This is a genomic window from Pseudonocardia ammonioxydans, from assembly GCF_900115005.1.
GTDB classification, from domain to species: domain Bacteria; phylum Actinomycetota; class Actinomycetes; order Mycobacteriales; family Pseudonocardiaceae; genus Pseudonocardia; species Pseudonocardia ammonioxydans.
In genome coordinates this window covers 15284-29214 of record NZ_FOUY01000054.1, presented here as the reverse complement: position 1 = coordinate 29214, position 13931 = coordinate 15284, and the positions used below count along the sequence as shown (strand labels likewise).

Genomic DNA, 13931 nt, shown 5'->3' with positions numbered 1-13931 from the left:
CGCTCGGGTTCTGGGGCGCGCTGCGCGAGGTCTTCCCGGCCACGCGGGAGCAGAGGTGTTGGTTTCACAAGATCGCAGGCGTGCTCGGCGCCATGCCGCGCTCCGCCCACCCTGGGGCGAAGAAGGCGCTGGCCGAGATCTGGAACGCCGAGGACCGCCGTTACGCCCTCGACGCCGTCCGCGCCTTCGAGGCCACCTACGGGGCGAAGTTCGCCAAGGCGGTCTCCAAGATCACCGATGACCTCGACGAGCTGCTGGAGTTCTACGACTACCCGGCCGAGCACTGGCAGCACCTGCGCACCACCAACCCGATCGAGTCCACCTTCGCCACCGTCCGGCACCGCACGAAGATCACGAAGGGGCCGGGCTCCCGGGCGGCCGGGCTGGCGATGGCGTTCAAGCTGATCGAGGCTGCCCAGGACCGCTGGCGCGCGGTGAACGGCCCGCACCTGGTGGCACTCGTCCGCGCCGGCGCCACGTTCACCGGCGGCCAGCTCGTCGAACGACCCGACGACCACCACCAACCGGAAGCCGCCTAAAGATCTTCATCCACAGGTCTTGACGATTGCTCCCCGGCCGTGGACCGAGCGCCGAGACCCAGACGTCGGACGGGTCGTCGGCCCCGAGAGCAAGCCCTACGCTGCACCACCAGACGTGCCTGACTCGGTGCGTCAGGCACCAGCATGGCGGCGATCTGAGCCCGCGACACTGTGGTTCCAGACAGTCATGGCGGCTTGGCATGTGCCTTACCCCATGTATCGCACATGGTCGGCTCCCTACGGTCGTCACCACGACGGGTCGGCGACGGAGCCGGCCAGAGAGTGAGGAGTGCCCGCATGTCGTTCGCCGTGTCTCAGTTCCGCGACGTCGCCGACGGCGTCCAGGACGGTCAGTTCCAGATCGGGAACGGGGAGGCCGCACAGAGCCTCGCCGACCTCGACCCGATCTACCGGCAGCTCCTCGACGAACCCGTCACGGCGACGATCGCGGTCGTCGGCAGGGACGGGCTCCCCAACCTGACACCGGTCTGGTTCGACTACGAGGGCGGCACGGTGCTGCTCAACATGGCCTCGCACCGCAGGAAAGTCGACTGGCTGCGCGCGATACCGAAGGCCACCTTCCTGCTCATGAACCCGCAGAATCCCTACCACTGGCTGAGCATCAAGGCCACGGTCACCCGCGAGATTCCGGAGGACGACCCGGTCGAGGGCCCGCGCCTCACCGCGCACATCGACAGGATGGCCCGCAAGTACCTCGGGGTCGAACGCTATGAGCTGCGCGACCCCGGCCGCGAGGAACAGCGCATTCTGTTCGAGCTGCGTGTCGACCGGGTCGCCACCTTCGGACGCCCGTGACGACTACCCGCTCGGTGGCGCCGTGTCTCTCGTCAGGGCTGTCGGCGGGTCAGCAGCCTGGATGCTCAGGGTTCGGTCCCGCTGTCGTCAGCGGGGAACGCCCGACCGTCCGACGGTGCGCGGGGACGCACCGGTCGAGTACGCGCTCCGAAGGTCCGCAGCACCACGCCGAGAGCCACCACGATGACCACCGCCAGCAGCGCGGACACGAGGAGCGTGCTCGTGACCGTGCCCGTGAGCTCGGAGCCGACGCCGATGACGACGACCGGGACCGACATGCCCAGGTAGCCGGCGAGGAAGAAGGCGGAGACCACGGCTGCGCGGCGGTCGGCGGAAACGAGGCGATTGAGCTCGGCCAGACCGCCGCGGAAGATGAAGCCGATCGCGACACCGCTGGCGACGGTGGCCAGCAGGAACAGCCAGAGCGCCGTGATGACGAGCGCGGAGTCCAGTGCGGCCAGGCCGAGTAGCAGCAGCACGAGTCCCGTCGCCGCCGAACGCCTGCTGGGCAGCCGAGCAGAGACCGCCTGGCCGATCGCACCTGCAGCGAAGATCAGGAACGACACCGCACCGACGACCGCCAGATTCCGGACCCCGAATCCGTCTGTCAGGAATGTCGGTGTCAGGCTGCTGAAGAGACCGAGGAGCGTGAACGCGGCGAAGATCCCGAGGGCGGCTCCGGCCATCACCGACCGCAGGTCTGCGGGAACCCCGACGTCCGGTGTGAGCACGACGACCCCGTCCCGCCCGACGGCCGTCTCCGGTACCACCACGAGCGCACAGGCGGCCAGGAGCAGCAGGCCGAGATAGACCCAGAACACGGTCGTCGTGGGCCCCGGGACGTACTGGGCGAGCGCACCCGCCAGCAGCGGCCCCAGGCCCAGACCGGTCAGATTGGCGCCCGACGCGACGACGGCGGCAGCATCTTGATCCCCGCGAGGATGGAGCTCGGCGATGGCGGCGGTGGCGGTTCCGGTGGCGAGGCCGACCGCGATACCGCTCAGCACCCGGGCCACGATCAGGAGCGGCACCGCGGATGCGACGAGGAACACCACCGTACTGGCAGCGGCCACGACGACCGTGCCGGCCAGAACCTTCTTTCGTCCGATGTGGTCACTGATGCCGCCGAGGAACAACAGGGCGAGGAGCGTCCCCCCGGCGTAGGCGGCGAACACGATGGTGATCTTCAACTCGCCGAAACCGATCTGTTGCCGGTACAGCCCGTACAGCGGAGCCGGGATGGTCCCACCCAGCATCATCAGCAACAAGACACCTGCCATGAGGGAGTACGCAGCCCTCGATCGTCCGGAGTGCGTGCTCGACCTCGTCGCCCCGCTCGCCATCGGCTCCCTCGATCCACTCCCGTACACGGAGCCTTTCCGGCATCGGCCCGTTGATCCGGCGATGTTCTGGAGGAGATCCGTCCAGCGGTCCGTGCCGGTTCGTGTCAGCTGCGGCGGCGGGCCAGGCCCACCACGAGTGCGAGGAGGACTGCGACGCCGACGGCCGGACCCCATCTCCGGATCCAGGCCGGAGCCATCGACGACAGCAGGTCACCGACGTCGAGTGCTTCCTGCGATGTCGCCGAGGATGCGGGCTGTACGGGACGAGCGGAGATCCCAGAAGCCGGCGCGGTCGCCGGGCCCGGTCCGGGTGCAGCGGGAGCGTCGTCCTGCGCGAGGGTGGTCGCGAGGCACGTCGCGAACTGCCCGATCATCTTGTCGGCGACATCCGAGATCACGCCGCGGCCGAACTGGGCCGGCCTGCCGGTGACGGCCATGTCGGTCGTCATCCGGACCTCGCTGCGTCCGGGGCCTGCCTCCGAGACCGTGCCGGTGACCTGGGCCTTGGCCGTTCCGTTCCCACGGGAGTCGCGGCCGGTCGCGGAGATGAGGACCCGCCGTGCGGCGTCGTCGCGCTCGACGTAGACTCCCTCGCCCTTGTAGGTCAGCGAGATCGGACCGAGCTTGACCTTCACGATGCCCGCGAAGGTGTCCCCGGTGAACTCGGTCAGAGCGGCGCCGGGGAAGCAGGGAGCGACGAGCTCCGGGTCGTTCAACGCCTTCCATGCATCCTCGACGGGGACGTCGATGACGAAGCTGTTCTGCAGGATCATGTGTGGTCCGTTCTCAGACGCCCGGGGCGTAGAGCCCGAAGCGGAGCTCCGGGTCGCCCGGGGTCCAGGTGTTGGTGAACTGCGAGCGGGCGCCCATCGCGGCCACTCGGTCGATCAGCTGGTTGCCGAGCTCGAGCCGGCCCGGTTCCCACTGCTCGAGGGCGTCCCGGACGTCGGTCGCCGCGCCGAGGTGCTCGTAGAGCTTCCACGCGTCAGCGGCGGCCTTCGCCGAGCCCGCGGCCGCGTGCGGGCGGGCGGCGAACGCCGCGTCCCCGATGATCGCGACCCGCCCGTCGACCATGCCCGGGATCCGGGTGTCGAACACGACCTGGATGTAGGGCTCATCGGTCCGGGTGACGACCTCGGCCGGCCCGGGAGCCAGATCGCGGACGGCGGCCTCCCGCAGCTCGTCGACGTAGCGCTGCTGGACCGTCCCCGGATGGATCGAGACCGGGCACTCGAACCCGCGGGTGTCGGTGGTGAGCTCGTGCAGCTCGCGGCCCGGCGCCACGTTGCGGTACCAGACGTAGTTGATCAGCCGCCTGCCCTCGGTGAGCTCGCCGTCCATGCCGGGGATCGTGTAGAGCACGATGTGGCTGTGGTCAGCGACGTTGTAGTTCAGGGCGTCGTCGAGGAGCGCGCGGGTCCCGGAGCTGACCCGGTCCTCGCGGACGGTGCCGCGCCAGCCGACGTAGCCGGAGTACTCGCGCTCCAGGTCGGGGAACATCCGCCGGCGGCCGGTGGAGGTGATGCCGTCGGCGAACACCACCAGGTCGGCGCGCTCCCGGCGGCCCGAGACGAAGCGCAGGTCGACCCCGTCGGCGTCCTGGTCGAAACCGGCGCAGAACTCGCCCAGGTGGTAGTGCTCGGTTCCGAAGTCGGCCAGCAACGCGCGGTAGACGGAGCCCCACGAGGTGTACCGCCACTGGGCGGGTTCCTCGAACACGATCTCGTTGCGGGCACCGATGTAGCGCAGCTTGCTCGAACGGGTGCTGAGGTCCTCGATGCGGTGCGCGCTGTGCTCGTGGAACCACTTCATGGTGATCGGCTGCAGCACGATGCCGCCACCGCGGTGGTCCAGCTGCTCGGGTGTTCGCTCGACGACGTCGACCGAGAAGCCGAGTCGGCGCAGCAGCAGCGCACTGGTGAGGCCACCGATCGAGCCCCCGACCACAACGGCGCGCGAGCCGGTGTACTGATTCACGGCCAGTCCTCCCTGACGTGGTGCGACCGACCCAGCCTGACAAGCCACGCCCCGTTCCTCGCTGTGTGAGAACACAGCGAGAAACGGATCCCTTGGGGATTTCCCCAGTGGCTGCAGGGCGACGCCTCTCAGGTGACGGGCTCCCGGTCGGCACCGAGGACGTCGGAGGCCATGAGGGCCACCGTGAAGTGGAGCAGGGATTCCGAACGCGCCAGCACCATCCCGGTCAGCTCCTCGATCCGTTTGAGGCGCAGGCTGATCGTGTTCGGGTGGACGTAGAGGTCCTCGGCCGTGCGCGCGACGCTCGCGCCCCGGTCGAGGTAGGTCCGGATCGTCTGCACCAGCTGCGCACCCCGGCGGTCGTCGTGCTCGCGCAGCGGTGCCAGCACGTGCTCCGCGAAACGGCGCAGCTCCTCGGGGTCGTCGAGCTGGAGCAACAGCCCGTAGACACCCAGCTCCGGCAGCGAGACCGTCCGGTCCCGGCCGCGGAGCAGTGCGAGATCCAGCGCTCCGCGCGCCGTCCGGACGGCCGGGGGCAGCTCGACCGCCCGCTCCCGCCGGTGCCCCACGACGACCGTCGCCGTCCCGCCGTCGAACGCACGGCGCGCCGAGACCCGGATCAGTTCGGCGGCCTCGGCCACCGACGGCCCACCGATGGTCCCGGGCCACAGCACGACGATGTGGCCTCCCGACGAGGTCACGAGGGGCCGGGGCTCGCAGCGGTCCGCTATGGACTGCGCGACGCCCAGGAGCGCCCGGACGGTGTCGGTGCCTGCGTCCGGCGCGGCGACGAGGACGGTGTGTGGGGAGTTCAGGTCGTGTCCCAGCGGCGCGGCCCGGGCTGCGATCGACTCGGCGTCGATGCCTGCCAGCAGGTCGGTCAGCAGCTCGCCCCGGAGTCGCCACTCCACGTCCACGGCGGTCCGGCGGCGGAGGAACTCCAGCGCGCAGACGACGGCCGCGTGCTCGATCGCCCGGCGCTCCAGTTCGCCGAGGCCGCCGACCCTGCCGGGGAGCCACAGCTGCGCGATCACCTCTTCCCCGAGCAGCACTGGTGCGAGCATCCGCTCCGGATCGTCGTGCTGGGTGATCCCGGACGCCGACGGCGACGCCTGAACGGGGAAGGGCCCGTCCAGCGCTCGTCGCCCGGAGCGGGCGTCGGCCACGACCGCGCCGTTCCGGTCGGTGACCACGACCGGCCGGCTGAGCAGCCGGGCCAGCGCTTCGGCGACCCCTTGCACTCCGCCGCCCCGCAGGGCGACCGCGGTGAACTCGCGGTGGATGTCCTCGGCCTGCTCGAGCATGCGCCGTTGCTCGGTCAGCGAGGTGATCAGCCGAGCGCTCTGCAGGGCGCTGGCCGCCTGGTTGGCCAGCGTGGTCAGCAGCGACAGCTCGTCCGGCCCGTACTCGTGCACGGTGCGCCGGTAGCAGTTGAGGGTGCCGACCGACTCGCCGCCCACCAGCAGCGGAACGGCGGCGATCGAGCGGTGTCCGTACCCGCTCGCGAGGCTCGCCCACGGTTCGAACGACACGTCGGCCAGGATGTCGGGAATCGGTACCGGTCTGCGGTCCACGAAGGCGCGCGTCGACGGGCCGTCCGCCAGCGGACCGGATCCCAGCGCGATGGTGTGGCGGTCGTTCACGGCGGCCACGTACTCCTCGGACAGCCCGCGCGAGCCGGAGATCACCAGCTGCCGCCGATCGTCGTCGGCCAGCAGCACACCACTCGCCTCGTGACCCGTGAGCTGACAGGCCGTCTCGGCGATGAGGTCCAGCAGATGCGGAAGGGAGAGGCTGGCGTTCACCGCACTTGCGATCCGGCCGACCCCGCTGAGCCAACGTCGCAGTTCATCACCGCGGGCCGCCTCACCCGATGATGCCTGACCTTCGTCCGTCCGCTCCGACACGCCCGCGAATGATACTGGGATTCGCCACAGCTGATGACGAGCAGCGCTGTGGGGTACGCCAGTTCTCCCTATGGTGGCCACCACTACCGTCCGGGACAGCCGGGTCCCCGGCGCGCCCTCACCCACCACGCACGACCGGCTGGTCGTGTACCGAACGACGATCGGACAGGCAATGAAGCCGCCACGGTTCCAGTACCGCGATCCCGACACGCTGGCGGACGCGGTCGCACTCAAGGCACGACACGGTTCCGACGCACTGATCCTCGCCGGGGGCCAGAGCCTGATGCCGATGCTCAACATGCGGCTCGCCGCGCCCTCCGTCGTGATCGACATCAACGGCGTCACGGACCTGCAGCAGATCACCCGCAACGGCGACGTCGTCGAGATCGGCGCCGGCGTACGCCAGTCGGCTCTCGAGACCGACCCGCTGATCCGCGAGGCCCTGCCGCTGCTGGCCCGGGCCGTGCCCCACATCGGACACATCGAGAACAGGCACCGCGGAACGGTCGGCGGCAGCCTCGCGCACGCCGACGCCTCGGCCGAGCTCCCCTGCACCGCCGTCGTCTCCGATGCCGTCGTCGTGCTGCAGGGCCAGAACGGCCGCCGGGAGGTCCCGGCGTCGTCGTTCTTCGACGGTTTCATGACCAACGCCTGCGCCGATGACGAACTCGTCGTCGCGGTCCGCTACCCGGTCACCCCGGCCGGAGCAGGTACCGCCTTCGTCGAGGTCGCCCGTCGCAACGGCGACTTCGCACTCGCCGCCGCCGGCGTGATCGCCGAGGTGGACGGCGACGGCCGCTTCACCCGGCTCGCGGTCGGTGTCGCCGGCGTGGCGTCGGTCCCGCTGCGTGCGACCGACGTGGAACAGGAGCTGCTCGGCCGACCGGTCGACCCGGCCACGATCGAGGCCGCCGCCAAGCGCGTCGAGGCGGCGGTGACCACCGGCGACGACATTCATGCGACGTCGGCCTATCGCAAGCATCTCGCGGCGACCGTCGTCTCGCGTGCCGTGCTGGCCGCGGCCACGGACGCCCGGAACGGAGGGAACCGGTGACCACCACCGAGCACCAGGCAGCTGCGGTCGACACCGAGACCCGCACGATCACGCTGCGCGTCAACGGTCGCGACGTGAGCCGCACCGTCGAGACCCGCACCACGCTCGCCGACTTCCTGCGCGACGACCTGGACCTGGTCAGCGTGCACCTCGGCTGCGAGCACGGTGTCTGCGGCTGCTGCACGATCCTGCTGGACGGCGAGTCCGTCCGCTCCTGCCTGATGCTGGCCGTGCAGGCTCGCGGGCACGAGATCGAGACCGTGGAGTCGCTGTCGGCCGACCAGAACGCCCTGCACCCGATCCAGGAGGCGTTCGCCGAGGAGCAGGGCCTGCAGTGCGGCTTCTGCACCCCGGCGATGGTACTGCGCTGCAAGGAGATCATCGAAGACGGCAAGGCTCGCACCGACGACGAGGTCCGGCACGAGATCTCCGGCATCCTGTGCCGCTGCACCGGCTACCAGAACATCGTCAACGCGGTCCAGAACGCGAGCCGCAAGCTCGGCGGCAAGGAGGCCGGCGCGTGACCACCACACAGGAACCCACCGTGAACGCCCCCGCGAAGCCCACTGCCGGCTACAAGTACATCGGCACCGACCGCAAGCGGGTCGAGGACCCCCGCCTGCTCGTCGGCCGGGGCAACTACATCGCCGACATGAAGGTCCAGGGCCTGCTGCACGCCGCGATCCTGCGCAGTCCGGTTCCGCACGCGCGGATCGACTCGATCGACACCAGCGAAGCCCTGAAGATCCCGGGAGTCGTCGCCGTCCTGACCGGCGAGGACTGCAAGGCGCACATGAACCCGTGCATGAACTTCGGGCCGCCGACCATCGCGCAGTACCCGATCGCGGTGGACAAGGTCCGCTACGTCGGCGAGGCGGTCGCGGTCGTCGTGGCGGAGAGCCGCTACATCGCCGAGGACGGCGTCGACGTGCTCGACGTCGAGTTCTCCGATCTTCCGCTGGTGACCGACCCGAAGGCGGCGCTGGAGCCCGGAGCCGCACCGCTGCACGAGGAGCACGGCAGCAACCTCGCCTACGAGCGGACCTTCGAGTTCGGCGACATCGCCGCCGCGATGGCCGACGCCGACCTCGTCGTCTCCGACACTCTGCACTGGGGCCGCTCGGCCGGGATGCCGATGGAGACCTCCGGCGCGATCGCCCGTCCCGGGAACAACGGCGTGCTCGAGGTCTACTGCAACTCGCTGAACTTCAGCTACCTGCAGTTCCTGGTCGCCGGGGCACTGAAGATCCCGTCGAACAAGCTCAAGATGCAGCCCGTCGCCGCGGGCGGCAGCTTCGGCAGCAAGTTCACCGCGCACAAGGTGCCGACGCTGACCGCGTTCCTGGCCCTGCGCACCGGGCGGCCCGTGTCCTACGTCGAGGACCGGCTCGACCATCTGATGAACTCCGACCACCACGCCTCGGACCGGTACTACGAGGCACGGATGGGGTTCACCAAGGACGGGATGATCACCGGCCTGGACATCGACGTGCTCGACGACTACGGCGCCTACCTGCAGTTCGGGACGGGCACGCACGGCAACGCGCTCTCCCAGCTGACCGGGCCGTACCGGTTCCGCAACGCCCGCTACGCGCTGCGCGCCGCGCTGACCAACAAGTGCCAGCAGGGCGCCTACCGCGGATTCGGCTCCGAGGTGCACAACTGGGTGCTGGAGCGGCTCGTCGACCAGGCGGCGACGAAGCTCGGGCTCGCTCCGGAGGACATCCGGCGCCGCAACTTCATCCTCCCCGAGGAGTTCCCCTACAAGATCCCCGGCGGGAACCTCTACGACAGCGGCAACTACCCCGCCGTGCTCGACAAGGCACTCGGAATGATCGACATCGAGCACTGGAGGAAGGAGAAGGCCCGCCTGCGCGAGGAGGAGGGCCGCCACATCGGGATCGGCATCGCGACCACCCAGGAACGGTCGGTGTTCTCCTCGACCGAGTTCTGGTTCTGGTTCGACGAGCCGGCCTTCCCGATCACCTCCAGCCCGGAGAGCGCCACGATCACGATCGATCCGGCCGGTGCGTTCCAGCTGCAGCTGCACTGCCAGGCGATGTGGGGCAACAGCCCGGAGACGGTCGCGACCACGGTGCTGGCCGAGGAGTTCGGCGTCGAGCCGGAGACGGTCAACGTGTCCTACGCCGACACCTCCCGGGCGCTGCCCGGCACCGGCCCCGGGGGCAGCCGCTTCACGGTGATGGTGGCCGGCGCGGTGCGCGGTGCATCGCGCAAGCTCAAGAAGAAGCTGATCGACATCGCGGCGCACAGCCTGGAGGTCTCCGCCGACGACCTCGAGCTCGTCGACGGCCAGGTGCAGGTCGTCGGGGCGCCCGAGCGGTCGCTCGGGATCCCCGAGCTGGCCGGGTCGGCGTACTTCTTCGCGCTCAACCTGCCCCCCGGGATGGAGAGCGGTCTCGAGGAGAGCCACACCTACGACCACCCCTACACCACGCTGCCGGCAGCGGACCGCTCCGACCTCGGGGTCTTCTACCCGATCATGGGGCACGCCTGTCACATCGCGGTCCTGGAGGTCGACCCGGACACCGGCCAGACGAGCTTCCTCGACTACGTGGCAGTGCACGACGCCGGCACCGTGGTGAACCCCAAGAGCCTGGGCGGGCACGTCACCGGCGGTGCCGCGCAGGGCCTGGGCTCCACGCTGTACGAGGAGCTGGTCTACGACGCCGAGGGGCAGTTCAAGTCCTCGACCTTCCTGGACTACCTGGTCCCCACCGCGAACGAGGTGCCACCGTTCCGGATCGGGCACGTCGAGACCCCGTCGCCCTACACCGAGTTCGGCATCAAGGGCGGCGGCGAGGGCGGCCGGATGGTCACCCCGTCCGTGGTCTCCTCGGCGATCGACGACGCGCTGGCCGAGTACGGGATGCACGTCCAGCAGCTGCCGGTCAAGCCGGCGGACATCGTCGCGACCGTGCAGAACGCCCGCGCCGGCCAGTAGCCGACCCCGGTTCGGCCCCGGCAGCGCCGCCACGGTGCGACGCTGCCGGGGCCGGGCCGGCTCCATCCATCCGCGCGGAGGAACCCGACGTGCCTCACCCCTTCCGTTCACCGGCCGAGCTCTCCGAGGGTCTCGGATCGGTCGGCTACCTCGCCGACGACGCGCTCTCGATGGCGGCCTACCTCGCGCTGGGCCTGAACCGCCCGTTGCTGCTGGAGGGCGCCAATGGCGTGGGCAAGACCGAGATCGCCAAGGCACTGGCCGACCTGTTGGGCCGCGACCTGGTCCGGTTGCAGTGCTACGAGGGCATCGACGCCTCCCAGGCGCTCTACGACTGGCACTACGCGCGCCAGCTGATCGACGTCCGGGCGCGCGAGTCGACCGGCTCCGCGGACGTGTTCACCCGCGACTACCTGCTGTCCCGGCCGTTGCTCACGGCCCTGGAGGCCGGCGACCGCGCGGTGTTGCTGATCGACGAGATCGACCGGGCCGACGACGAGTTCGAGGCGTTCCTGCTGGAGCTGCTGTCCGACTTCGCCGTCACGATCCCCGAGATCGGCCGGATCGCGGCGTCCTCACCGCCGCTGGTCGTGCTGACCTCGAACCGCACCCGGGACCTGCACTCCGCGCTGCGCCGCCGATGCCTGTACCACTGGGTCGGGCACCCGGACGCCGAGCGCGAGTTCCAGATCCTGCGAGTGCGTGCCCCGCACATCCCGGCCGTGCTGGCCAAGCAGGTCGCCGACGCCGTGCAGCGGATCCGGGCGCTCACGCTCGGCAGCCCGCCCGGGGTGGGTGAGGCGATCGACTGGGCCGGAGCGCTGCAGATGGTCGGTGCCGCGACGCTGTCCCCCGCTGACGCGGTGGCCACGCTCAGCGCGCTGGTCAAGGACATCGACGACCAGCAGCGGGTCGCCGAGATCGTCGACGACCTGGTGCCACGCGCGTCGTGACAGCCACATCCGAGGCACCGTTCGACGTGACGGCGACGAGCTGCACCGGGTTCGCCGCGGAGCTGCGCAGGCACGGCATCCCGGTCGGGCCGGAACAGACGACGACGCTGTACGCGGCCCTGCACCAGATCGGCCGGGTGCGGCTGCGCGACCTGTACTGGGCCGGGCGGATCACGCTGGTGGGCGGCCGGGAGCAGTTCGCGGCCTACGACGCGGCGTTCCGCGCGTTCTTCATCGCCGAGACCGACGGCGACACCGTCGCCCTGCCCGCACCGCGGACGACCGCGCCCCAGGTCGACCGCGAGACCTCGAGCTCGGCGAGCACGCCGAGCGCCCGTCCGTCTGACATCCGGGAGGATGAGGTCGACCAGGCCCGGCTGACGCCGTCGGACGTGCGGGTGCTGAAGGAGAAGTCCTTCGCGCGGATGGACGCCGCCGAGCGACGCCGGGCCGCCGCGCTGATACGGCGCCTGGGCACCGAGCTTCCCCGCCGGCGCAGCCGCCGCCGGGTTCCGGCACCCCGGGGGCGGCACCTGGACCCCCGGGCACTGCTGCGCTCGGCGCTGCGCACCGACGGCGAGCCGGTCCGGCTGCCCCGCCGGCACAACCCGCTGCAGGAGCGTCCACTGACCCTGGTGGTCGACGTGTCCGGGTCGATGGCGCCGTATGCGACGGCGTTGCTGTGGTTCGCCCACGCCATGCTGCGCGCCGGGCACCCGGTCGAGGTGTTCACCGTCGGCGTCGAACCGACCCGGGTCACCGACGAGCTCCGCCGGCCGTCGCTGGACGTCGCGCTCGCCCGGGTCGCCGCCGCCGTCGGCGACTGGGATGGCGGCACCCGGCTCGGCACCTCGTTCGCCACCGTCCTCGAACGCTACGGCGGGCACCGCGCGGTGCGCGGCGCCGTCGTCGTGATCTGCTCGGACGGGCTGGACCGCGACGAGCCCGAGATCCTCGGCGACGCCATGCGTTCGTTGCACCGCGTCGCCCACGGCACCGTCTGGCTCAATCCGCTCAAGGGCGACAGCCGCTACCGGCCCGTGCAGCGGGCGATGGCGGCGGCCCTGCCCCACATCGACGTCTTCCTGCCCGGCCACAACGTGGCCGCCGTCGAGCAGCTCTGCGCTGCACTCGCCGCCTCCCGCCGGGCGGCGTGACCCCGCACCCCCCGAGGAGGAGCACGTGCCCCACCCGAACCCCGCCCAGCGGATGGTCGACGCCGCCCGGGCGTGGCTGGACGGCCTGGACGAGCAGCAGCGGGCCGCCGCGCAGCTGCCCTGGCCGTCCGACGAGGAACGGCGGCTGTGGTTCTACACCCCCACCGACCACGGTGGCCTGCCGCTGCAGGCGATGCGCTCTGCCCAGCAGAGCCTGGCGATGCGACTGCTGCACAGCGGCCTGTCGACCGCCGGCTACGTCACCGCCTCGACGATCATGGGCCTGGAGAACGTGCTCGACCACGTCGAGGGCTTCACCGTCGACTGGGGACGTGAGCGCGGGCGCGACCCCCAGCTGTACTGGATGCGCGTGTTCGGCGAGCCGACCCTGCACGGCCCCTGGTCGTGGCGCTTCGGCGGGCACCACGTGTCCGTGCAACACCTCGTGCTCGACGGCCGAGTACAGGCCAGCACCCCGTGCTTCCTCGGAGCCGACCCCGCCGAGTCGCCACTGCTGGGCCCGCACCTGCTGCGCCCCCTCGGAGGTGTCGAGGACCTCGGCCGGGACCTGGCCCGGTCCCTCGACGAGGGCCAGACGGGCCGAGCCCTGCTCACCCCGATCGCCCCGGTCGACATCGTCGGGGGGAACCGGTCGAGGGTCGGCGACACCGACCACGAGATCCGCCCCCTGTGGGACACCTTCCGCGGACGCTTCACCGAGCAGCGCCTCGCCGACCGGGTCGTGGCGATGCACGAGGGCGCCGAGGAGAAGGCCGGGTTCCGCCCCTCCGACCACGAGGCGGTCACGCTCACCGCTGGCCCGAAGGGGGTCCCGGCCGCCGACCTCACCACCGACCAGCAGCAGATGCTGCGGGCCCTGCTGGAGGTCTACACCGGACGGATCCCGGACGAGCTCGCCGAGGCAGAGGCGGAGAAGTTCCGCGGCGACAAGCTGCTCGACGTGCACTTCGCCTGGGCCGGCGGGATCGAGCGGGGGCAGCCGCACTACTACCGCATCCAGGGCCCGCGGTTCCTCGCCGAGTACGACAACACCCAGCGCGACGTGAACCACATCCACTCCGTGTGGCGGGACCCGGAGGGCGACTTCGGCGAGGACGTCCTCGCCCAGCACCGGGCACGGTTCCATCGCAACGGCTGAGTAGGCGGTGCACAGCTCACCACTCGGCACGGCCAGGTTCTTTCCCACACCAGGCTCGGTC

Annotated in this window: 12 protein-coding genes; 8 read left to right on the top strand and 4 right to left on the bottom strand. The window is 70.8% G+C overall.

Features of this window, described 5'->3' with window-relative positions; genetic code table 11:
* Both BM093_RS30275 and BM093_RS30270 read left to right on the top strand, forming a co-directional pair.
* A partial coding sequence (locus tag BM093_RS30275) for a transposase (RefSeq protein WP_177238799.1) occupies positions 1-539 on the top strand: 539 nt, incomplete at its 5' end.
* 297 nt (positions 540-836) lie between these two features.
* Positions 837-1355 carry a TIGR03618 family F420-dependent PPOX class oxidoreductase gene (locus BM093_RS30270; RefSeq protein ID WP_177238798.1) on the top strand — a complete coding sequence of 173 codons (519 nt, stop codon included), beginning with the start codon at positions 837-839 and terminating at the stop codon, positions 1353-1355.
* 65 nt (positions 1356-1420) lie between these two features.
* Here BM093_RS30270 and BM093_RS30265 read toward each other — a convergent pair whose 3' ends face one another.
* The 4 genes from BM093_RS30265 to BM093_RS30250 all read right to left on the bottom strand — a co-directional run bounded on the left by BM093_RS30265 (position 1421) and on the right by BM093_RS30250 (position 6480).
* Complete coding sequence (locus BM093_RS30265) at positions 1421-2635, bottom strand: MFS transporter (RefSeq protein WP_177238797.1); 1215 nt, start codon at positions 2633-2635, stop codon at positions 1421-1423.
* Positions 2636-2802: 167 nt separating this feature from the next.
* On the bottom strand, positions 2803-3471 hold the full coding sequence (locus BM093_RS30260; protein ID WP_093354803.1) for an SRPBCC family protein: 669 nt from the start codon (positions 3469-3471) through the stop codon (positions 2803-2805).
* A 13-nt stretch (positions 3472-3484) separates the two neighbouring features.
* Positions 3485-4675, bottom strand: coding sequence for an FAD binding domain-containing protein (locus tag BM093_RS30255; RefSeq protein WP_093354798.1), 1191 nt, complete (start codon positions 4673-4675; stop codon positions 3485-3487).
* A 128-nt stretch (positions 4676-4803) separates the two neighbouring features.
* Positions 4804-6480: a helix-turn-helix domain-containing protein gene (locus BM093_RS30250; protein WP_218162995.1), complete on the bottom strand. Its 1677-nt coding sequence runs from the start codon at positions 6478-6480 to the stop codon at positions 4804-4806.
* Positions 6481-6754: 274 nt separating this feature from the next.
* On the opposite strand from BM093_RS30250, the gene BM093_RS30245 reads away from it, so the two are divergent.
* From BM093_RS30245 to BM093_RS30220, 6 genes are all read left to right on the top strand, one after another.
* Positions 6755-7636, top strand: a complete 882-nt coding sequence (locus tag BM093_RS30245; RefSeq protein ID WP_093354844.1) for an FAD binding domain-containing protein — start codon at positions 6755-6757, stop codon at positions 7634-7636.
* Positions 7633-8160, top strand: a complete 528-nt coding sequence (locus BM093_RS30240) for a (2Fe-2S)-binding protein (protein ID WP_093354793.1) — start codon at positions 7633-7635, stop codon at positions 8158-8160. The genes BM093_RS30245 and BM093_RS30240 overlap by 4 nt, the downstream gene beginning before the upstream one ends.
* Positions 8157-10601 (top strand): xanthine dehydrogenase family protein molybdopterin-binding subunit, encoded by a 2445-nt coding sequence (locus BM093_RS30235; protein WP_218162994.1) that lies wholly within the window; start codon positions 8157-8159, stop codon positions 10599-10601. The genes BM093_RS30240 and BM093_RS30235 overlap by 4 nt, the downstream gene beginning before the upstream one ends.
* Before the next feature lie 89 nt (positions 10602-10690).
* Positions 10691-11554, top strand: coding sequence for an AAA family ATPase (locus tag BM093_RS30230; RefSeq protein WP_245773893.1), 864 nt, complete (start codon positions 10691-10693; stop codon positions 11552-11554).
* On the top strand, positions 11551-12711 hold the full coding sequence (locus BM093_RS36830; protein WP_218162993.1) for a vWA domain-containing protein: 1161 nt from the start codon (positions 11551-11553) through the stop codon (positions 12709-12711). Before BM093_RS30230 ends, BM093_RS36830 begins: the two co-directional genes overlap by 4 nt.
* A 25-nt stretch (positions 12712-12736) precedes the next feature.
* A complete protein-coding gene (locus BM093_RS30220) occupies positions 12737-13870 on the top strand; it encodes a DUF3500 domain-containing protein (RefSeq protein ID WP_245773892.1) in 1134 nt (377 codons plus the stop codon).
* The last annotated feature ends 61 nt before the right edge of the window (positions 13871-13931 follow it).